Genomic DNA, 19,764 nt, shown 5'->3' with positions numbered 1-19,764 from the left:
TTTTTTCAAGTGCTTCTCAGGCTTAGCTAGGTGGGTATTTAGGCCTGCTCAAGTTCGCTTGTCTCAGTGGCCTCGGGCAGCTCAGGTAGCGGTATATCACTAATAGTCAGTTGTGGCTCGCTTTTTTCGTTCAGCGTGGCAGCCACCACTTCACCGCGCAAGTCGACATCTTTTGTGCTGAGCTCTACCAAACTATTAACGGCTTCATCGTGATGCTTGAGTCGCATAACACTGCGCGGGTCTGAGCTAGTGACCCACGCTTTGCTTTTAGCCCAGTAGTGACCGTTTTGGTTGCGGATGACAAATACTTCACTCATGTGCCAGTGTGATCTCCGATAGCTTCAGGCTGTGTAAACCGTCTATTTTAAGCGCCCTTAGACGCTTCGGCTAGCGCAGTAAATAGTCTTTAGCCGCATTGATTTTCGCCGCTAGATAATCACTGCCGCCGCGATCGGGGTGCAATTTCTGCATCAGGGTTCGGTGAGCTTTGATGACATCTTCTTCCACCGCATCTTCGCCCAGGCCCAATATCGACAGTGCTTCACTGCGTGTCATGGCTGAGGATTGGTCTTTTTGTGTGTCATCCGAATCCGCTTGCTGATCTCCCCCGGGGAAACGTTGGTCTAGATAGCCCTGCAATAGTTGGGCCGAGTCTTCATCCTGCTGTCGGCAAAACTGCATCAGTTCATCGAGCTGGGGGCGCTCGAGTTCGTCTAGATACCAACCTTGAAAGCGGCCCTGTAAGACCTCGCCACTCAGATTGCCGCTCTCGTGGTCTAAGTGCATGCGCAATAGTGCAGACTCCACGGTGGACTGCTGTGCGCCTTGAGAACTATTGGACTTTAATGAGGCCAGTGCAGGGAAGTAGCGCAGCAATAGGGGAAGTAACTGCCGGCCGATAACTAATAAGCCGGTCAGGGCAGCGCCTACCCAATGCATTCTGCCAGTGACAGTCAAGACGATCACTAGGGCCACTGCAACCACTAAGCCCAGCTTTATATACTCTGCACGACGTTTGTGCGGTGCTTGGTTACGCGCGCGTTGGTAGAGGATGTAGACGATGGCGGCTAGCGCCAGAATTAGTAGAAGACGGGGCATCGTATCTCAGGGTTTGAGTTGTTGAAGCAACAGTTTAGCACCCTCAGATGGGTTATTCTTCAGTGCTCTTCGCCCTCCGGTGACAAAGCCTGCCACCGCTTTGAGTAGCTCAGCTAGCACATCGGCGCTGGCGGCATCGAAGCGCGCCCAGGCCCCCCCAGATAGTTTGGCCATGCGCTGGAAGATTTGTTGCACTTGTGGGTTGTGACCTTCCTGGAATAGGAATAGCGGGACTTTGCGCAGGCCGCACTGGCCGGCCAGTTGGCACAGCGTTTCGCTCTGTTCTTCTATTGCATCACCAATGAATACAGCCGCGCGCAGACTATTGCGCTGGTGCTCGCTTAGGATATGTCGCAGCAATCGTGCAATCTGAGTGTGGCCGCCTTCGCAGTATACTCGTGCCATTTGTTGCGCTAGAGCATTGCTGTCATATAGCCAGGGGCTGGCGTAAAACTCGTGTAAGCCACGATAGTAGCATAGCTGAACGCTAAGGGTGACCTCCCGATTGACGGCTTGAAACATTTGCTGCTGTATATGGCAGGCAGTATCCCAAGTAGGTTGGCGACTGGCTGTTGCATCTATGGCAAACAGCAGTCGTGGTCGGCGCTGGTTGACCGCGCTAATGGCTTTGCTGGTACCGAGAAAGCGTGAAATCTCAGTTGAGGATGCGCGGCGCGAAGGAGGGCGGGCCATATCAGCAGTACTCTAGGTGGTTCTCATGTGCCCGCTACTTGCGGGTCTTGCTTAGCTTAACCCGCCATTAATGAAAAGGGAAAGGGCGGTTGGCCTTCGAATTGCGGCCCCTGAAGAGCAGGGCCCTCCTCGGCTTCCCACAGTGGCAGCTGGAACTTAGCACGATAAGAAACTGGGGGGGCTTGCTCAAAGTCCTGTTGAACTTCTGCCACTGCTACCAGTGAGAGCTGCAGATCGGTCGCGCTGAAAGTAGCCAAGCCATAGCCGTTGGCCGTGCTGTCAGCAAAGAGTAAGCCGGGATTAGTCCGATTCGGTCCCAGCCACTGCGCCAGCCTTGTACTGCCAAGACGCTCAAAGCTATAGGCCGATAACACGCCTTGCAGCAGCGTCATGTTCCAATTAGGGAAGTACTCGCCGCGATGCTTAGCCTCCACTAAGGCAGCAAAGTCCGGATGATCGTCTTTGGCAACGGCCAAGACGCTGTCAAATAAGGGGGTGGAGCTAATACCTGCACAGCTAAAGTCTACTGCTACAGGCTGGGATTCCGGCGCATCAAAGTCAGCGCGAATGGCGGCGGCCCCATGCATGTGATGGTCACCAGATAATGACACAAGGCCACTCACTCCGGCAGTTTGTAAACCCCCTAAAATAGTATTGCGTTCATGGGGGTAACCCATCCATGCGTCAATATTGAACACACTGTGCTCGTAGCTGCTAAAGGGAATGCTGCCAAGGTCCAAATGTAAGGGCAGCAGTGGTAGTGGGTTAGCCCACAGCTTCCAAGTGGCTGTTGAGCTGCGCAAGCTGTCGAGTAGCCATTGGCGCTGTTCCTCACCCAGGCAGCTACCGGCCGCTCTTTCTTTAAAAGGGTTGGGCGCTGGCGGTGAGCCGTAGGGCAAAGTGGCGGGGGGCTTGCCCTTGTTGTATTCGCGGCCGGCATCGGCAATGGCCACTAAGTCTTTGCTGTTCATCTGCAGGCCAAGTGACTCGGCAAAGCCCTCTGGTAAGCAAGGGGGGCTGCGATAGCTGCGTGCATCCGTTAGGACAATATCGACATGCTTGCCCCAGCGCAGCCGGCGATAGATACATAGACTATCTCTAGCCTTTTGATTATCGCTAGCAGGATCACCGCTTAGCTGGGGCTTGCGCAAATCGTGGGCAGCCTGCCCTGCTAGTTGGTTGAGCGTGCAGGGAATATATTCAAACCAAGCTTGGTTAGCGTTGAGCTTGCGCCAGGCTTCAAGCTTTGGGTTCGGGCCATAGTGGCTGTAGCTCTGATAGTTGTCGTCGCTAAATTCGTGGTCGTCCCAAGTGCAGATAAAAGGCCAGCGTGCTCGAGCTTCCTGTAGCCAGGGGTCGGAGAGGTAATGGCGATATATATGTCGATAGTCTGCCAAGCTCTTAGCGTAGCGGCTGTCGCCGCGGGCCTCCCCCTCAGGCAAAGGCGCTAGCTGACGTGATAAAGCGCTTCCGTCTTGGCGTGCCTGCCAGCTCCGCTCATAAATAAAGTCACCAAGGTGTAGCACCAGTTGAACGCGCTGCTCCTCGGGCAGAGTTTGGTCATCGGCAATCATCCGAGCCCAGGCACCGTAGTAGCCCTGCTCAAAATTTTGGCAACTGACAAAAGCCATGTTGAGTGTTTTAGCTTGTTCCGGATCGGGAGCGGTGCGAGTTTGTCCCAGCCGCGAGACGCTGTTATTTGCACCTAAGAAGCGGTAAAAATAAGCCTTATCTGCTTGCAGCTGGTCGACATAAGCGCGAACAGTGTAATCAGATTCTGCGCTGCACATCAGCAGTGCTTCAGCGACGGGTAGCTCAAAGTCTGGCGTGGTGCACACTTGCAGTAAGACCGCTGCCTCGCTTGCTCCATTTTGCGGCACCGCGCGGGTCCACAGCATCACTGCAGTGGGGCTGGGATCACCAGAGGCTACACCCTGGGGGAAGTCTAAGGCCACTGCAGGGCTGTTTTTAGCTGCCGGAGCAGTGGCAAAGCTGCCCGCGCTGAGCAGGAAAGTACTACTGGACAAGAGCCTCACTAGGTCTCGGCGTGTCAGTGGCATAGTTATGCATCCAAAGCTAAAACAAGCTTACTGTAGTCTAGCAAGGCTAAATAAGAAACGTATTGGCAGTTCAGCTGGCTTGTAGTGGCGGAACGATTTGGTTCTAATAGCTGTGCTACTGGGGCATGCAGTAGATATTGGGCTTTACATAATAATAAATGAGGTGTGTTATGGCAGTTATTCATCATCGTAGGGCTCTGTACCCTTGGGCACTAGCAGTATCTTGCGCCACTCTCTTTCAGGTTGCGCCGGTAGTGGCGCAAAATACAGTTTTAGAAGAAGTCGTAGTTACCGCCCGAAAACGAGCCGAAAGTTTACAGGAAGCGCCATTAGCGGTAACGGCACTTGATGCGTCTGCTTTGCGTGAAGCGGGAGTTCATAATTTAGCTGATTTAAATTACTTGGCGCCAAGTATCGAAGTTGATGCAGGCAGTGGTAGTGCGCCTTTGGCTAATATTTATATCCGCGGTGTAGGGCAGCGCAACACGGGGGCGAATATCGATTCGGGAGTAGGGATCTATATTGACGACGTCTATGTCGGTAGGCCCGATGGCGCCCTGTTGGACCTCAATGATATTCAATCTCTGCAAATCTTGCGCGGGCCGCAGGGTACGCTATTTGGTAAGAATACGACCGGTGGCGCCTTAGTATTTACCACCAATAAACCCAGCGATGAATTTGAAGGTTCGCTAGGCTTGCGGGTAGGTAACTACGACAGGTTGGATGCTGACTTTGTACTTAACGTAGCGCTGACAGATGCACTGTGGATGCGCTTATCTGGGGTGACACGAAGCCGAGATGGCTATATCAAAAACCTCTATGACGGCAAAGACTACATGGATGAAGACCGTCAAAGCTTAATCTGGCAGACTCGCTGGGTGCCCAATGATGCGCTGACTTTAGACCTCAATGTGAACTGGGCCGAAACCAAGCAATTGATGCGCCCGATGAAATGCGTGCCAGTTCCAGGCGTAAAGGGCTGGCAAGCGGAGTTGTTTAATACCTTGGCTATTGTTCCATCAAGGGGTAAAACAATGGACGATTTTTGTGCCGAATCCGCCGCTGCCGGTAGAGGCGATGGCCACGTGGTTATCTCTGATTTAGGGGGTGATTACTACGCTAAAAACCAAGGTAGCTCCTTGACTGCAGAGTGGGTCATCAGTGAAGACATGAGCCTTAAAAGTGTTAGCGCTTGGCGCTACACCGAGGCTGCACAAAACGACGAGCTCGACCATACGGGCATTCCTTTCCTACACCGCACCAACTCGGCTCACCCAGTGCTGCGCAGCCCTGCTGAAACGGATCAATACAGCCAAGAAATTCAGCTGATGGGAAGCGCCTTTAATGATCGCTTACAGTATGTGACCGGCCTGTTTTGGTTTCAGGAAAAAACAGATGGGCGCTTTGATATGACCTACCTTGGCCCCTTTGATCCGGCTTTGGCTAATCTGTTTTTCCTCAACACCAATGGCTCGGTTATGAAGGCCGATAATACGGCTATTGCGGCTTTCTCGCAGTTAGAATGGGAGTTTAATGAAAACTGGCGCACTACAGTGGGTTTGCGTTATACCGATGAAGAGCGCAAAGTTCGACGCAGTCTTTATGAAGTTATGCCCGACTCCTTAGATGCTAATGGTGGGCCCGTTACACCTTTAGGTGGTGGACTCTATATGGTGCAGCGCCCCAGCTTTGAGTACAACCCAGCCTTTAGCATGCCACTGTCTGATGTCTTGTCGGATAAAACCAATGACAGCGCTGTGACCCCCATGGCCAGTATTCAGTATCTACTGAGTCACTCGAAATGGATTGATCAGGGCAGTTTTTATCTGAGTTACAGTGAAGGTTTCTTATCTGGAGGCTTGTCTGAAGCACCCAGTGGCCAGTTAGAAGAATTCAAACCAGAGGAGGTGGAGAACTGGGAGTTTGGCTTTAAGCTCGACTTGCTCGATCGCCGTTTGCGGCTCAATGGTGCAGTGTTTTATTCAGATTATAAAAATCGTCAGCTAACCACCCTAGTGATTAACTCTGAGGCCAGTTCACCTGCGCCCGGCACCATTAATGCTCCGAGTTCTACGATTAAGGGTTTTGAATTAGAAAGCACCTGGCTGGCGACCGACAACCTTATGCTGAGCTTTAACATGACTTTGGCCGATGCAGATATCAAGGAGTTTGAGGATACCGCAATCTCCATCGCTGATGTCTCGCTGCCGCCTGGCCCTGCTTGTGAGCGTGCTGACTTAACGGTGTTGCAGGTTGATGCTTGCCAAGTGGATCGCTCTAAGGAAAACCTACCGCGCCTTGCGGAGCAGAGTTATTTGTTGGCAGCTCAGTACACAATGCAAACGGCCATGGGAACTTTTATGCCGCGCTTACAGGCGAGCTGGAAGCTGGACTTGGAGTTCTGTTTTGATCCCGCCAGTTGTGAAACTGGGCTGTGGCAAGAAGATGAGCAGTTCGAGCTCAGCGCTCGATTGAGCTGGATCTCCCCCAGTGAGCGTTGGATTGGATCACTTTACGGCAGCAACCTGACTGATGAGCAATATATGTCTGGTGGAGCACCTCTAGTGGGCTCTCAGGGCGTTGGGTCAAAGGTGTTTGCGGCGCCTAGAATGTATGGCGCAGAGCTGCAATATCGCTTCTAGTAGCTGTTAACTCTAAATTTGGAAGGATAATGAAGGAACTTACTGGGTCGCTAGCAAGCGGCCCAGTATGGCTGAAATTGCGTTTTCTACCCGTAGTATTCGCGGGCCAAGGGTGACCTGCTGCATACCTGCTGCCCTAAAGTGCTCGACTTCGTAGGGAATAAAACCGCCTTCGGGGCCAATGGCGAGCACTGTTGGCTGGCGCGACTCTGCTTTGGGCAAAGGAGCGTGTTCACTGGGGTGTGCCACTAAGCCTAAACGGCCCTCAAGCAATGCCGGTAAGCGGTCTTCGACAAAGGGCTTAAAGCGTTTTTCTAAGTGCACTGTGGGCAGCATGGTGTCGCGCGATTGCGCCAGCCCCTGCAATAAGCACTCTTCAATACTGTCGCCACTTAACACGGGGCTTTGCCAGTAGCTTTTTTCTACGCGGTAACTGTTGATCAGGTAGAGTTCGGCTACGCCAAATTCGGCGACAGAGCGCAGAATACGGCGCAGCATTTTAGGGCGCGGTAAAGCCACAATGAGTGTGACGGGTAGTTTATCGGGTGCTGGACAATCCAGACTAAAGTCGATGATCGCTCGCTCTGGGCCTAGCTCAATAATAGTGCCGAATCCCATCTCGCCATGAATTTCGCCGACCCGCACTGTGTCACCGACAGTGGCGCGATGCACTTGCAGCAGGTGCTGCAGGCGCTGATCATCAACGCAGAGGCGAGTGGGACTAAGTAAGTCTGCGGCCTTAAAAAGTAGCAGGTTCAAGCCCGATTTATCCCGCCCATAGGTCGTATTCATCAGCCCCGGTGACTTCGGCTTCAACGAAGTCGCCGGGCTGCAGTCCGCTGACGCCCTCTAGATACACTTTGCCATCGATCTCAGGGGCGTCGGCAGTTGAGCGGCCAACGGCGCCTTCGGCATCGACTTCATCAATGAGTATCTCAATGGTTTTGCCAAGCTTGGCTTGCAGTTTATCGGCGCTGATTTTTTGCTGCAGTGCCATAAAGCGTTCCCAGCGTTCTTGCTTAAGTGCCTCAGGAACTTGATCGGGCAGCTCGTTGGCAGCGGCTCCGGCAACCGCTGAGTACTGAAAACAGCCCACGCGGTCGAGCTGCGCTTCTTGCAAAAAGTCTAGCAGTAGATCGAAGTCCTGGTCGCTTTCTCCGGGGAAGCCCACAATAAAGGTGCTGCGCAAAGTGATGTCGGGGCAGGTGCTGCGCCACTTGGCAATGCGCTCCAAAGATTTTTCTGCGGCGGCGGGGCGCTTCATTCGTTTTAATACCGAAGGGCTGCCGTGTTGGAAGGGGATATCCAGATAGGGCAGAATTTTGCCTTCGGCCATTAAGGGAATGATATTGTCGACGTGCGGATAGGGGTATACATAGTGCAGGCGAACCCAAATTCCGAACTGGCCTAGGGCTTCACACAACTCCTGCATGCGGGTTTTTATTGGCCGGCCCTGCCAAAAACCAGTGCGGTATTTGATGTCGATCCCGTAGGCGCTGGTGTCCTGAGAGATTACCAGTAACTCACGCACACCAGCCTTGACCAAGCGCTCTGCTTCTTCCATGACATCGCCAATGGGGCGGCTGACTAAGTCACCGCGCATGCTGGGAATGATGCAAAAACTGCAGCGATGGTTACAACCTTCAGAGATTTTTAAGTAAGCGTAGTGACGCGGTGTCAGTTTAATACCTTGGGGTGGCACCAGATCAATATAGGGGTCGTGTACGGGGCTGTGAGGCACGTATTGGTGCACCGCACTGACCACCTCTTCGTAAGCTGCCGGGCCAGTAACACTCAGTACTTTGGGGTGCAGGTCGCGGATTGACTGAGCGTCATCACCTTTGCCCATGCAACCTGTTACGATCACTTTGCCGTTTTCGCTAATGGCCTCGCCAATAGCGTCAAGTGATTCTTGTTTGGCACTGTCGATAAAGCCGCAGGTATTTACCACTACTAATTCGGCATCTTGATAGTTGGCTACGATGTCATAGCCGTCTAATTTCAGCTGAGTCAAAATGCGCTCGGAATCGACTAGCGCCTTGGGGCAGCCCAAACTCACAAAGCCGATGTTCTTGTTGTCTGTATTACTCATAAATAACGCCAGTGTCTGCCCCTTGCTTGCCTTAAACGCGGCCCTCTACCTAGTTGGAGAGGGGCCATGAGAGTGCCACTTAGGGGGATAAAAGTGGCGCGATAATACCTGATAAGGTCAGTCTTATGCAGAGCAAATCGGGTAAAAAATGACCAAGTTAGCAAGTCCTTGGGTTTCTAGCGGCTTTGAGAGATCTGCCTTAAGTATTTGGGCCGCATCCCCGCGGTCGATACTAGGGATAGTTGCGCTTGTGTTCGGCTGTGTTGATGTAGCTAGTATAAGAAATTAGTCCTTTACTTTTTCCATAAAAATAGCATTGAATGGGCAGTGCCCTAGGCCTTTTTGAGTAAAGGTACTAGTAAATATCGATGCAATAATATTATAAGCAGATCGAGCTTTAGTGCTACATCACTGGCGCTGTATTCATACGCCCTAATGCACTCCGTGGTGTCAGTAAGAACAGCTGTCCTGCTCACATTAAAACAGTGAGGAAGTACAATGCGTTATTCAGACCCCCGCAAATCGCCTATTAACCGCCTGTCGGCAGCCGTACTGCTAGCTAGTCTCTCAGCTGGCACTTTAGCCCAATCTTCAGGTGCTCTGGAGGAGATTGTGGTCACCGCACAGAAACGCGAGCAGTCGCTGCAGGACACGCCGATCGCTATCACTGCTTTTGGGGCGAGTGAGTTAGAGCAGAGAGGCATCAAAGACCTCACCGACATCGGCACCACTGTACCCAACGTGAAGATTGCCACGCTGCCTTCTAACACGCTTAAGGCCACTATTGCGATTCGTGGTTCGGTGACTTCTAACCCTTCGATTACCTGGGAACCTACGGTAGGCATGTACTTGGATGGCGTGTTTGTCGGAAAGTTCTCCGGTAACGTTTTTAAGGTGGCGGAGCTGGAGCGTATCGAAGTGCTGCGCGGCCCCCAAGGCACCTTGTACGGTAAAAACACCACTGGTGGTGCGGTTAATATGATTACCCATCGACCCAGCGGCGAGCTCGGTGGCAAGCTGCGAGCGGGCCTGGGTAACTTTGGTTTTTGGGAAACTTACGGCAGTCTGGATCTTCCAGCCCTAGAACTTGGTGGCGCGGGTGAGCTGATGGCCAAAGTGACATTATCTAAAGAAGAGCGCGATGGTTTCTACGATAACAAAGACACCCAGTTAGGGTCTATTTCTCACCCTTTTACCGGCCAGCCGGTGCAGCCAAATCCCTCTAGCAAGATTGATTTTAATGCAGTCGATAGTGAAGTGGGCCGCTTAGACCTGCTGTGGGATGTGAACGAGCGCTTGGCGGCGCGCTATACCATTGATAAGGCTAAAGTGCGCAATACGCCATCGAAGCCCCAGTTTACTGATATCAACACGAGCAACCTCGCTTTTGGCTTCCCATTTCCTCAAGACCTAGATCAGTATCTGTTGCCAGAAGACAAGAATAAGCGCTCGATCAGTAACGATGCCGATATGTACGAAGGTTTCGACTCCACCAGCCAGTCGCTGTTTGTGGACTACGACTTTGGTAAGGTCGGCGCTATGGGTGATCTGAGTGTGAAGTATACTGGCAATACTCGTAAGCTCGACTTCGAACAGGCACTCGATAATGACGGTACACCCTTTTCGCTCTACCATACGGCCATTGATACAGATTACACTCAGGATTCCCACGAGCTCCAGTTTACCGGCTCCACAGAGCGCTTGGAGTACGTCTTAGGCTTGTTCTACTTTGAAGAGGAGGCGGATGTAAAGAACCCTCAGTTGCCTTTAGTCGACTTTTTCGGCCCCTCTGTGCTGAACAACGCCTACGGCTATGATGGCAAGCAAAAGGCGGTATACGGTCAGCTAGAATGGACCCCAGCTCTGGCCGCACTGCAGGATCGCCTGACGCTCACCTTCGGTCTGCGCTGGACTGAAGAGGAAAAAGACGCCTACATCAGCCACCCAGCGCCAAACCGCCCAGCCTTTGACAGCTTGGGCAGTGACAAGTGGACCAATACCACGCCCAGCTTTATTGTCGCTTACGATCTGTCTGAGAACGTCAATATCTATGCCAAATACTCGGAAGGTTTTAAGGCCGGTGGTTTTAACGGTGAGTCAGGTGACCCCGTTGCATTCAGTGATGGCTATGATCCAGAAACCGTTAAAGCCTACGAACTAGGCCTTAAATCGCGATTGCTCGACAATAGGCTGCAGGTTAACCTAGCCGGCTTTGTCAACAAAGAGAGCGATTTACAGCTGACGGTATTTACCAGTGGCTCATCGGCATCATCCACCGTAGACAACGTCGGTAAAGCGACCAAACAGGGCTTTGAGGTAGAGGTGATTTACCAGCCCATCGCTGATCTTATGCTGACCGCTAACCTCGGTTACCTAGACTCAGAATACGATGAGTACCTAGAGTTCGATCCGGCAGTAGGCGCGGTGGTTGATAAGAGAAACATTAAGGCTAACCAGTACGCTCCTGAGCTGACCTATAACCTCGGCGCGGAGTACACAGTAGCCAGTGCCGGTTGGGGCGAGGTCATTGCGCGGCTGGATTACACCTATAGTGATGACTATGTGGGCTATATCAACCCCGAGCAAAACCGTCCGCTGCAACTCGACAGCTACGGCTTGCTCAGCGGTCGCTTGAGTGTGGCTGATATTCGTGTTGCTGGTGATACACGCCTGAATGTGGCTTTGTGGGGGAAAAACCTCACCAATGAGGACTACCGCCTCAACGGTATTCCCTTTGGCCCCTTTGCGGTGAGTTACTTTGGCAACCCCCGCACTTATGGCGTCGAAGCGACACTCAGTTTCTAATCACTTAGCTGACCCCATAGCGCGCATAAGTTAGCGTGTTTTTGCAATCCCCCATTATCGGCCGGCTAAGTCCCGGCCGATAAGCTTTCAGCGACCACCACTTGTGTGACGCTTATTAGTAGAGCTGTTATGCTTTTGACCTTCTGTTCTTATTCCTGAGGGCCTTTTAACTGTGGTCTTCAGTAGAGGTGTCGGTCTTGAGTTTGGTTATGACTGCTTTTCGTTTGCTCGGCGCAGTGCTTATGCCTTTATTGCTAGTGGCATGCGCCGGAGCAAGTTCAACGCTTGGCGGTTTGGTGAGTGCGACAGCCACAAGTGCTAAGAAAGACGGTCTGCAGTGTCAGCGGGTGCCAGTGAATGGTACCCGGATGACTGAGAAGGTCTGCACCACGGCTGCCCAGCGTGAGGCTAGTACTCAGGTCGCCACAGATGCACAGTCCGAGCTCGATATGGGGACACAGCAAGTGAGCGACCCTGAGGGCGCTTGAGCCGAGAAGTAACTATTGCAATGGAGACAGTGCTGATGAGTGTAGAGTCTAATAGGCGAGCCGCACTAGTGGCAGCCAATGATACGGAGGCACTGGCAGCAGCAATTGTGATCGATTGCCGCTATTCACTGGCTGATCCTAAAGCGGGGCGGGCAGACTATGAAGCAGGCCATATACCCGGTGCTTTCTATCTTGATCTGGCCGAAGATCTGTCGGGCCCTAAGGGGCAGCATGGCGGCCGACACCCCTTGCCAGATCCGACTGTGTTTGCCGAGACGCTAGCCGCATTGGGAGTGCATCGCGGTAGCGAGGTGATTGCTTATGACGATCACGGTTTCGCCTTTGCGGCGCGCCTGTGGTGGATGATGCGCAGCTTAGGCTATCGGCCGCCGCGCCTGCTCGATGGTGGCTACGCTGCCTGGTTGGCAGCTGGCGGAGAGCCCGACACAGCACTGCCAGAAGCTCACCCCTGTGAGGCACCCGATGTGGGCTCCTATACCGGGCTCTACAATTACGAGGCTTTGCAGCCTGCGCAGCAAGACGGAGCACTGTTGATCGACTCGCGGGAGTCACGGCGCTACCAGGGTCTAGAAGAACCGGTGGATCCCGTGGCTGGGCATATTCCAGGTGCTCGCAATAAGCCCTGGCAGGAGGTCACCACAGACTCTGCTCAACTGCGCGATGACCAAGCACTGCAGCAGCACTGGGGCGAAGTGCTGGAAGAGGAGCATTTGGTGCTGTACTGCGGCTCTGGCGTCACCGCATGTGTCAACCTTTTTGCACTGTCGGTGCTGGGGCGTGACGATGCGATACTCTATGCCGGTAGCTGGTCGGATTGGTGTAGCTACTTAGCAGAAAGCCGCGAGCAGTAGCGGTGCTTAGAAATCTGCTTCGCTGAGGCCTTCTATATACTCCCCACTTACGGGGTGCTCGAAGCCAAGTCGGGTGGCGTGCAACAGCATACGATTCGACATAGCCAAAGCCTCTGGGTGAGCGTACATGTCGCAGCCTAATATCGGGTGGCCTAGTTCGCGCATGTGAATGCGCAGCTGATGTGAGCGGCCGGTGACCGGACTTAATAAGAGCCGTGAGCGCTCCCCCTGCCTGTCGATAACTCGGTAGCGGGTGAGGGCACTTTTACCGCGCTCATGGCAGATCATCTGCAGTGGGCGATTGGCCCAATCAGTTGCAATGGGTAAAGCAATTTCGCCACTATCTTGCTCGGGCTCACCCCAAACCACAGCGGTATAGCTTTTATCTACCAAGCGCTGTTGAAACTGCCGGCTGATGTGGGCATGACAGGCTTTGTTGAGCGGGATCACCATGATGCCCGAGGTGTCTAGGTCTAAGCGGTGCACAATAGTGGCACTGGGATAGTCTTGCTGTAGGCGGGTGATCAGGCAGTCTTTGTTAAGCGGGTGACGGCCGGGAACGCTGAGCAGTAAATGAGGCTTGCGAACTAGTAAGAGGTGTTCATCGGCATAGATAATGTCGATGGCTTCCTGAGAGTGTGGTACTAGGTATGGAGGTGCTTGTTCTGTCATGTTAGAGCGAGCCCCGAGTTTTCAAGCTGCCCTGGCAGCTTGAGAACATTGAGCACTAGCAACATTGCGCTAGCTTTTCGGGTGCAGACCTTGCCCCCACTTGAATAGTTCAAAGAAACTATATGAAGGGTCTTCCTGGCCGGGTTTGCCGATGCGTGAGCCTTCAATCATGGGGTGCTCTAGGTTCACGGTACTGGGGTTGTCGACTTTAACCCAGTCTGCAACCACTGCGCGATGGCTGTATTTCCAGATGCCATTGCGCTTTTCGTATTTATCGAAGTAGCGACCGCCGATCAATACATCAATCAAGCCTTCATCTGTGGCCACCTGGTGAAAAGCGATAATGTAAATTTCACCCTCGGCGCGGTCGCCATCGAGAGTAATATTTATGGTGCTTACACTGTGGTGCAAGATCCGCATGTTTTCCTGAATGCTCGGCAGGGTATCGATAAAGGCCATTGCCGAACCCTCAAAGAACTGGCCGTGTTCGTCGATCGCATCCTCGTGGTAGAGGCTGCGCATTTTTTCATTGTCGTGGCGATCAGCAGCATTGCAGTAGGCGTACACCAAATCGGTGATAGCCTGCTTGTCGAGCATGGCTTCGAGACGGGGGTCGAGAGCAGTGTTGGACATAGTCAAAGAGCCTTATCAAATAGTGGAGGACGCCAGTATGCCAGAGCTGATTAAGCAGGGCGGGCGTCGGATTAGTTTTTCCCCAGTGCGCGCTGGTAGGCGGCTACGGTATTTGCCAGCCCCATTCGCAGGGCATCGACAGTCAGTGCGTGGCCGATGGAGACTTCCAGCAAACCTGGCACTGTGGCAGCAAAGTGTGGCAGGTTATCCAGATTGAGATCGTGGCCAGCATTGAGGCCTAAGCCTTCTTCGGCAGCGACCTCTGCGGCGCGGACAAACTGTTTATGTATGGTATCGAGATCGCCCTGACCGGCAAAGGCGCGGGCGTAACTCTCGGTATAGAGCTCTATACGGTCAGTGCCAGTTTGTGCCGCTAGCCGGATTTGCTCTTCATCGGGATCCATAAATAGGCTGGTTCGAATGCCTAGGCTCTTTAGTTCTGCCAGCAGGGGAGCAACTTTGTCACCATCGCGCTTGAGGTCGAAGCCGTGGTCCGAGGTCAGCTGATCATCGCCGTCGGGAACCAGGGTGCACTGGGCCGGACGGATAGCTCTGACTAGCTCCATAAAGCCCGGATAATCGTCCACGCCGTCGCGCTCACTTTTGCGCGGCCCGGCCATGGGGTTACCTTCTATATTGAACTCCACCTGTAGCATGGCAGCGAGATCAAAACAGTCGCTGGCACGGATATGGCGCTGGTCAGGTCGCGGGTGCACGGTGATACCATCGGCCCCAGCATCTATGCACATTTGCGCATGCAGGGGAATGTCCGGGTTAGTGGTGTCGCGTGAATTGCGGATCAGCGCAATTTTATTGAGGTTAACACTCAGGGCAATCACAGTAGGCTCTTTCGTACGATTTCTTTGATTAGGATCGGCTGGCTCGGAACATTTTCGTGTGGCCCGACGCTCTGTACCGGTGATGAGGCCATGTAGTCGACGGTATTCATACCCTCGGTGACCTCTCCAAATACAGTGTAGCCAGGTTTGCCCGGTGCCCAGTCCAACTGCAGGTTAGTGCGCTGGTTGATAAAGAATTGGGCAGTGGCAGAGTCTGGGTCATTGGTGCGGGCCATCGCGAGGGTGCCGCGAATGTTGTGCAGGCGGTTTTTAGATTCGTTGACGATAGGGTCGCCGGTTTCTTTTTCGCTCATGTCTGGTAGGAAGCCGCCACCCTGCACCATGAAGTTGGGGATGACACGGTGAAAGATGGTGCCGTTGTAATGGCCGCTGTCCACATAACTAAGGAAGTTCGCCACCGTCACGGGTGACTTATCGCGAAATAGTCGCACGGTGATATTTCCCTGGTTGGTTTTAATCACTACTTGAGGGTTGGGTAAGCCACTGTCGGCGCTAAAGCTCTGGCTAGCGAAGAGTAGGGAGCAGACAAAAAACAGCTGTTTGAGCATGATGTGTTCCTTAAGATATTAAGCCCAACTTGAGCTACTGCGGCGCTTGGGCCACAGGCGGGGCACAACCAAGGTGATAATGACGCCAAGTAGTACTGCCAAAGCGCCGTCGATAAAGGCACTACTTTGCAGTTTATCCTGTAGGCGCTGGTTCTCTGCCACTAGGGTGTCAACTTCTGAGCGCAATGTCTCGGAAACCTCTACCAAGCGGCGGTTCTCACTATCGAGTTGCACGGACTTGCCTGAAATTTGCTTTAGCTGGGCCAGCTCCTCAGAGACCTTGGCCAAGGTGCTATCGCTGTCCATCACCTGACTGCTTAATTCACTGCGTTCGCTCTGCAGCTGGCTAAGCTCTTCTTGTAGTTCGGTGTTTTTTTGCAGCAAGTCTTGGTTTTTCTGCTCGATGCTTTGCAGGCGGTTCTCGGCCGGGATCTCTTTCATGAGGTACTGTGCCCGCAGCCAACCCGTGGTCCCGCCGGCTGTGCTGATCTCGGCCCAATCGCCATCGTCACTGTAACTTTTTACCGTCAGCTCAGTGCCAGAGGGCAGACCGCGGTGCACGATGCGGTAATTGCCGCCGGCACCACTGCGCAGCGGAATATACTGCTTGTCGCTGATGTAGCGAGTGTCTTGAGCGTGAGAGGGAGCGCTGCTGAGGCTGGCGAGTGCTGCCAGCGACAGCATAAGGGTCAGTTTACGTAGCAAAACAGTTTCCTTGCTTAATCAGATAAGGGTTTTGTAAAGCGGCCGTTAGAATAACACGGCCCCGCTGATGTCGTGCAGCTTGCTGTGCTCAGGGCAAGACCCGCTTGTAGGGTTTTACCACCACCTTGCTAAACACGCCGGCATCCACATAGGGGTCTGAGTCTGCCCATGCAGTGGCAGCTTCTAGGCTGTCAAACTCGGCAATAACTAAGCTACCGGTAAAGCCGGCTTCACCGGGCTCTTCAGTGTCTAGGGCAGGGTGGGGGCCGGCCACTAATAGGCGGCCTTCATCAACGAGCTGTTGCAGGCGAGCGAGGTGAGCGGGCCGCGCTTGTTGGCGCAGTGCTAAGCTGTCTTTCACGTCTTCGCACAAGATTGCGTAGTACATAATATTAAGTCCTATTGATCACTGGCTTCTGGTTCTTTCATGTGTGGGCCAATCATAAGCGCGGTCAGGATGGTCAACACCAAGGTAAAGCCAATGGCAGAGTAAAGTTTGTAGTCGACCCAAGCTTCTTCGCTGAAGCTATAGGCCACCACTAAGTTCAGTGCCCCAACAATGACGAAATTTGCTACCCACAACAAATTGAGGCGAGTCCATACGGCGCGGGGTAAGTGCAGTTGAGTGCCAAGAGTGCGCTCCATGAGATTCTTATCGCCAATAAATTGAGAAGCGCCAAAAATCACTGCCAGCACCCAGTTGAAAATCGTCGGCTTCCACTGAATAAACATCTGGTTGCGAAACACCAGTGTGGCAGCGCCGAATAGGCAGACGGCCAGTAGTAGCCAGATGAGGCGTCGCTCCAAGGTCCGAGTGATCAGCCAAGTGATGCCCACTTGCAGGGTGGTGGCAATCATCAAAACGGCTGTAGCGGAAAAAATACCGTCGAAGGTATAGCTCCAGCCGCCTATGTTTAGCGTGTCCCCATTGAGCTGATAAACAACAAAAAATAGAACGATAGGTAGAAATTCGGCGAGTTGTTTCATAGCGTTGTACTGGGCTCCGGCATGGTACTATGGGCAAGTGATCACCGGGTTGTGCCGAGTTCACGGCTGCCCCCTGAAAATCAGAAACTGAATCTGGAGCGAGAGTTTAAAGTCTGTGCTGATTGACTTCCATACCCATTCTACCGCTTCTGACGGTGAATTGACGCCCCTGGCATTGTTGGAGCGGGCCTGTGAGCGCAATATTGAGTGCTTTGCGATCACTGATCACGATACAGTTGCGGGTTATCTGTCGGTGCGTGAAGCCAGTCAGGCTATGGCTTTGACCTTGATTTCGGGGGTGGAGTTTTCCTGTCAATGGTCCGGTGTCACAGTCCATATTGTCGGCTTAAACATGGATGTGGAGCATCCTGCAATGCGGCAGGGCTTAGATCGCCTCATGCAGGCCAGATTAGATCGCGGGGCAAAAATAGCCTCTCGTCTTCACAAGTTGGGCTTTCCCGCTGCACTCGAAGGTGCTGTAGCAGAGGCTGGCAGCAGTCAGTTAGGGCGACCCCACTTTGCCAGCTGGATGCTGCAGCAGGCTCATGTAGCAACTATCAGTGAAGCCTTTGATAAATACCTAGGGCAGGGCAAGCCAGGGGATGTCAAAGCTTTTTGGCCTGAACTGGCCGAGGTCACGGCTTGGATCGTGGCAGCAGGTGGTACAGCCGTTATCGCTCACCCGCTAAAATACAAGCTCACCCGCAGTAAGTTGCGCCGCTTAGTCGCTGACTTCAAAATGGCAGGTGGTTCAGCGGTCGAGCTGATCAATGGCCGCCAAACGGCCGACCAGACCGCAGTGTTGCGCCGTTTAGCCCAAGAATGTGATCTTGCTATCTCGGCAGGTAGTGATTTTCATCGTGATACGGTTTACGGTGCCGACTTAGGTGTTGAGCTACGCGTGCCTGAGGGGCTGAAAAGCGTGTGGCAAGATTTCGCAGACAGTTCCGGTCGGCGTGTGAGTTCACAAAGATAACAGCGCGAGGCAACAAGGTGAGTCAGTTCTTTCAAATACATCCCGATAACCCTCAAGCTCGGCTGATTGGCCAGGCTGCAGACATTATCCGCAATGGAGGCGTGGTGGTTTATCCCACCGACTCGGCCTATGCACTCGGTTGCCACATCGGTGATAAGCAGGCCCTCGACCGCATCCGGCGTTTGCGTAAGCTTGATGCCAAGCACAACTTTACTTTGGTGTGCCGGGATTTATCCGACATCGCCAACTATGCGCGGGTCGACAACACGGTGTATCGCTTGCTCAAATTAGCTACGCCTGGGCCTTTCACCTTTATCTTGCGAGCAACCTCGGAGGTGCCGCGTCGACTCATGCAGGCCAAGCGCAAGACCGTGGGGCTGCGAGTTCCGGACAATGCCATTGCCCAGGCCCTGTTGGCAGAGCTGGGGCAGCCTATGATGAGCGTTACCCTAATTATGCCGGGTGATGAGTTCCCCTTGATCGACCCCTATGATATTCGCCAGACCCTAGAGCACGACGTGGACTTAGTGATTGATGGCGGCTTTTGCGGCTTAGAACCTACTACCGTTATTGATCTGGTGGATGAGGTTCCAGTGGTGACTCGTAGCGGTAAGGGTGACCCTGGACCTTTCCTGGCCTAGTTTTCAGCTCTAAATAATGCCTAGTGAGGCGGTATTAGTCCCGCGCCAAGCGGCTTGCTCTCAGGTATACTGGCCCGCTATATGGCTGAGAATCACGTGAACGAAAACAAAACCCAGCAATCTGCAGAGGACACGGTGGCTCCAGAAGCCCTTGAGCAGCTGAGCGTAGCGCTCAGCGAGGCGCGTTCGAGCGCTCCCCAGCAAGGTGAAATGCCCTTTGCAGTGGTACTCGGTAAAGCCATGACCGAGTTGCCCAAGGATCTGTATATCCCGCCACAGGCCCTGGAAGTGTTTTTGGAGGCTTTCGAGGGGCCGCTAGACTTATTGCTATATCTGATTCGCCGCCAAAACCTCGATATTCTTGAGATCGACGTCTCTGCGATCACCGAACAGTACATGCGTTACGTGGAGTTAATGGACGCCATACAGTTTGAACTGGCGGCTGAATATCTATTGATGGCGGCGGTGTTAGCTGAGATTAAATCTCGCATGTTGTTGCCCCGAGCGGCTGAGCTAGAGGATGAAGAGGAAGACCCTCGAGCCCAGCTTATTCGTCGCTTGCAAGAGTATGAGCGCTTTAAAAAGGCGGCGGAAGATATCGAGGAAATGCCCCGTTTGGAGCGCGATATCTGGATTGGTAGCGCAAACCCACCAGAGCTCGATCGCACACGTCCCGACCCGGATGTGGATATGCGCGAGTTGTTGTTGGCCTTGGGAGAGGTACTTAAGCGTGCGGATATGTTTGAGAGCCACCAGGTTCAGCGTGAAGCACTGTCGACTCGCGAGCGCATGTCTGAAGTGCTAGAGCGCCTAACAGGCCAGCAGTTTGTGCCTTTTGTGTCGCTTTTTACCGCCAGTGAGGGGCGCCTTGGCGTGGTGGTGACTTTTCTTGCCATTATGGAGTTGATTAAAGAGTCCTTGGTAGAGATCGTACAGAGCGAGCCTTTTGGCCCAATTCACGTAAAAGCGCGGTCAGAGTAGGCCGGGACAGA

The 19,764-nt window shown here is 53.3% G+C and carries 20 protein-coding genes; 7 read left to right on the top strand and 13 right to left on the bottom strand.

Annotated elements, in window-relative coordinates; all coding sequences use genetic code 11:
* Positions 1 to 38: 38 nt before the first annotated feature.
* The 4 genes from H2508_RS07185 to H2508_RS07170 all read right to left on the bottom strand — a co-directional run bounded on the left by H2508_RS07185 (position 39) and on the right by H2508_RS07170 (position 3,851).
* On the bottom strand, positions 39 to 317 hold the full coding sequence (locus tag H2508_RS07185; protein ID WP_182171116.1) for a hypothetical protein: 279 nt from the start codon (positions 315 to 317) through the stop codon (positions 39 to 41).
* 70 nt (positions 318 to 387) lie between these two features.
* Entirely contained in the window at positions 388 to 1,098 is a 711-nt protein-coding gene (locus H2508_RS07180) for a J domain-containing protein (RefSeq protein ID WP_182171113.1), read from the bottom strand.
* A gap of 6 nt (positions 1,099 to 1,104) precedes the next feature.
* Positions 1,105 to 1,791, bottom strand: coding sequence for a VWA domain-containing protein (locus H2508_RS07175; protein WP_182171111.1), 687 nt, complete (start codon positions 1,789 to 1,791; stop codon positions 1,105 to 1,107).
* 56 nt (positions 1,792 to 1,847) lie between these two features.
* Positions 1,848 to 3,851 (bottom strand): alkaline phosphatase D family protein, encoded by a 2,004-nt coding sequence (locus tag H2508_RS07170; RefSeq protein WP_182171108.1) that lies wholly within the window; start codon positions 3,849 to 3,851, stop codon positions 1,848 to 1,850.
* Positions 3,852 to 4,021: 170 nt separating this feature from the next.
* Here H2508_RS07170 and H2508_RS07165 point away from each other — a divergent pair, with 170 nt between their 5' ends.
* The gene (locus H2508_RS07165; protein ID WP_182171105.1) at positions 4,022 to 6,493 is read left to right on the top strand and encodes a TonB-dependent receptor; all 2,472 of its coding nucleotides are present in this window, start codon (positions 4,022 to 4,024) and stop codon (positions 6,491 to 6,493) included.
* Between the two features lie 39 nt (positions 6,494 to 6,532).
* Here H2508_RS07165 and H2508_RS07160 read toward each other — a convergent pair whose 3' ends face one another.
* Together H2508_RS07160 and rimO are read right to left on the bottom strand one after the other, a co-directional pair.
* Entirely contained in the window at positions 6,533 to 7,252 is a 720-nt protein-coding gene (locus tag H2508_RS07160; RefSeq protein ID WP_182171102.1) for a 16S rRNA (uracil(1498)-N(3))-methyltransferase, read from the bottom strand.
* 7 nt (positions 7,253 to 7,259) lie between these two features.
* Entirely contained in the window at positions 7,260 to 8,585 is a 1,326-nt protein-coding gene (gene rimO / locus H2508_RS07155) for a 30S ribosomal protein S12 methylthiotransferase RimO (RefSeq protein ID WP_182171099.1), read from the bottom strand.
* A 498-nt stretch (positions 8,586 to 9,083) separates the two neighbouring features.
* On the opposite strand from rimO, the gene H2508_RS07150 reads away from it, so the two are divergent.
* The 3 genes from H2508_RS07150 to H2508_RS07140 all read left to right on the top strand — a co-directional run bounded on the left by H2508_RS07150 (position 9,084) and on the right by H2508_RS07140 (position 12,750).
* On the top strand, positions 9,084 to 11,390 hold the full coding sequence (locus H2508_RS07150; protein ID WP_182171096.1) for a TonB-dependent receptor: 2,307 nt from the start codon (positions 9,084 to 9,086) through the stop codon (positions 11,388 to 11,390).
* 197 nt (positions 11,391 to 11,587) lie between these two features.
* Positions 11,588 to 11,878 (top strand): hypothetical protein, encoded by a 291-nt coding sequence (locus tag H2508_RS07145; protein ID WP_182171093.1) that lies wholly within the window; start codon positions 11,588 to 11,590, stop codon positions 11,876 to 11,878.
* A gap of 35 nt (positions 11,879 to 11,913) precedes the next feature.
* Positions 11,914 to 12,750 carry a sulfurtransferase gene (locus tag H2508_RS07140; RefSeq protein WP_182171090.1) on the top strand — a complete coding sequence of 279 codons (837 nt, stop codon included), beginning with the start codon at positions 11,914 to 11,916 and terminating at the stop codon, positions 12,748 to 12,750.
* A gap of 6 nt (positions 12,751 to 12,756) precedes the next feature.
* On the opposite strand, the gene H2508_RS07135 is transcribed toward H2508_RS07140, so the two are convergent.
* The 7 genes from H2508_RS07135 to H2508_RS07105 all read right to left on the bottom strand — a co-directional run bounded on the left by H2508_RS07135 (position 12,757) and on the right by H2508_RS07105 (position 17,155).
* On the bottom strand, positions 12,757 to 13,422 hold the full coding sequence (locus H2508_RS07135; protein WP_182171087.1) for a pseudouridine synthase: 666 nt from the start codon (positions 13,420 to 13,422) through the stop codon (positions 12,757 to 12,759).
* 69 nt (positions 13,423 to 13,491) lie between these two features.
* Positions 13,492 to 14,055, bottom strand: a complete 564-nt coding sequence (locus H2508_RS07130) for a nuclear transport factor 2 family protein (protein ID WP_182171083.1) — start codon at positions 14,053 to 14,055, stop codon at positions 13,492 to 13,494.
* Positions 14,056 to 14,126: 71 nt separating this feature from the next.
* The gene (locus H2508_RS07125) at positions 14,127 to 14,894 is read right to left on the bottom strand and encodes a pyridoxine 5'-phosphate synthase (RefSeq protein WP_182171080.1); all 768 of its coding nucleotides are present in this window, start codon (positions 14,892 to 14,894) and stop codon (positions 14,127 to 14,129) included.
* Positions 14,891 to 15,463 carry a peptidylprolyl isomerase gene (locus H2508_RS07120; protein WP_182171077.1) on the bottom strand — a complete coding sequence of 191 codons (573 nt, stop codon included), beginning with the start codon at positions 15,461 to 15,463 and terminating at the stop codon, positions 14,891 to 14,893. The genes H2508_RS07125 and H2508_RS07120 overlap by 4 nt, the downstream gene beginning before the upstream one ends.
* Positions 15,464 to 15,481: 18 nt before the next feature.
* Positions 15,482 to 16,168 (bottom strand): TIGR04211 family SH3 domain-containing protein, encoded by a 687-nt coding sequence (locus tag H2508_RS07115; protein ID WP_235965139.1) that lies wholly within the window; start codon positions 16,166 to 16,168, stop codon positions 15,482 to 15,484.
* An 88-nt stretch (positions 16,169 to 16,256) separates the two neighbouring features.
* The gene (locus H2508_RS07110) at positions 16,257 to 16,556 is read right to left on the bottom strand and encodes a YciI family protein (protein WP_182171072.1); all 300 of its coding nucleotides are present in this window, start codon (positions 16,554 to 16,556) and stop codon (positions 16,257 to 16,259) included.
* 11 nt (positions 16,557 to 16,567) lie between these two features.
* Positions 16,568 to 17,155, bottom strand: coding sequence for a septation protein A (locus H2508_RS07105; protein ID WP_182171069.1), 588 nt, complete (start codon positions 17,153 to 17,155; stop codon positions 16,568 to 16,570).
* A gap of 115 nt (positions 17,156 to 17,270) precedes the next feature.
* Between H2508_RS07105 and H2508_RS07100 the strand changes: the two genes are divergently transcribed.
* The 3 genes from H2508_RS07100 (at position 17,271) to H2508_RS07090 (ending at position 19,753) form a co-directional block, all read left to right on the top strand.
* Positions 17,271 to 18,131, top strand: a complete 861-nt coding sequence (locus tag H2508_RS07100) for a PHP domain-containing protein (protein WP_328799337.1) — start codon at positions 17,271 to 17,273, stop codon at positions 18,129 to 18,131.
* A 17-nt stretch (positions 18,132 to 18,148) separates the two neighbouring features.
* Positions 18,149 to 18,772 carry an L-threonylcarbamoyladenylate synthase gene (locus tag H2508_RS07095; protein WP_182171066.1) on the top strand — a complete coding sequence of 208 codons (624 nt, stop codon included), beginning with the start codon at positions 18,149 to 18,151 and terminating at the stop codon, positions 18,770 to 18,772.
* A gap of 96 nt (positions 18,773 to 18,868) precedes the next feature.
* On the top strand, positions 18,869 to 19,753 hold the full coding sequence (locus tag H2508_RS07090) for a segregation and condensation protein A (RefSeq protein WP_408014928.1): 885 nt from the start codon (positions 18,869 to 18,871) through the stop codon (positions 19,751 to 19,753).
* Positions 19,754 to 19,764 lie beyond the last annotated feature (11 nt).

Origin of the sequence: Sediminihaliea albiluteola (genome assembly GCF_014077625.1) — a bacterium.
Lineage (GTDB): Bacteria > Pseudomonadota > Gammaproteobacteria > Pseudomonadales > Halieaceae > Sediminihaliea > Sediminihaliea albiluteola.
Note: the sequence above shows the minus strand (reverse complement) of the source record. Positions and strands in the feature narration are given on the sequence as shown.

Bases quoted from the DNA above. Each gene is read 5' to 3' on its own strand.
- H2508_RS07150 (WP_182171096.1), top strand. From the start codon at position 9,084: ATGCGTTATTCAGACCCCCGCAAATCGCCTATTAACCGCCTGTCGGCA.
- H2508_RS07120 (WP_182171077.1), bottom strand. From the start codon at position 15,463: ATGCTCAAACAGCTGTTTTTTGTCTGCTCCCTACTCTTCGCTAGCCAG.
- H2508_RS07180 (WP_182171113.1), bottom strand. From the start codon at position 1,098: ATGCCCCGTCTTCTACTAATTCTGGCGCTAGCCGCCATCGTCTACATC.
- H2508_RS07135 (WP_182171087.1), bottom strand. From the start codon at position 13,422: ATGACAGAACAAGCACCTCCATACCTAGTACCACACTCTCAGGAAGCC.
- H2508_RS07175 (WP_182171111.1), bottom strand. From the start codon at position 1,791: ATGGCCCGCCCTCCTTCGCGCCGCGCATCCTCAACTGAGATTTCACGC.
- H2508_RS07110 (WP_182171072.1), bottom strand. From the start codon at position 16,556: ATGTACTACGCAATCTTGTGCGAAGACGTGAAAGACAGCTTAGCACTG.
- H2508_RS07105 (WP_182171069.1), bottom strand. From the start codon at position 17,155: ATGAAACAACTCGCCGAATTTCTACCTATCGTTCTATTTTTTGTTGTT.
- H2508_RS07140 (WP_182171090.1), top strand. From the start codon at position 11,914: ATGAGTGTAGAGTCTAATAGGCGAGCCGCACTAGTGGCAGCCAATGAT.
- H2508_RS07185 (WP_182171116.1), bottom strand. From the start codon at position 317: ATGAGTGAAGTATTTGTCATCCGCAACCAAAACGGTCACTACTGGGCT.
- H2508_RS07165 (WP_182171105.1), top strand. From the start codon at position 4,022: ATGGCAGTTATTCATCATCGTAGGGCTCTGTACCCTTGGGCACTAGCA.
- H2508_RS07130 (WP_182171083.1), bottom strand. From the start codon at position 14,055: ATGTCCAACACTGCTCTCGACCCCCGTCTCGAAGCCATGCTCGACAAG.
- H2508_RS07170 (WP_182171108.1), bottom strand. From the start codon at position 3,851: ATGCCACTGACACGCCGAGACCTAGTGAGGCTCTTGTCCAGTAGTACT.
- rimO (WP_182171099.1), bottom strand. From the start codon at position 8,585: ATGAGTAATACAGACAACAAGAACATCGGCTTTGTGAGTTTGGGCTGC.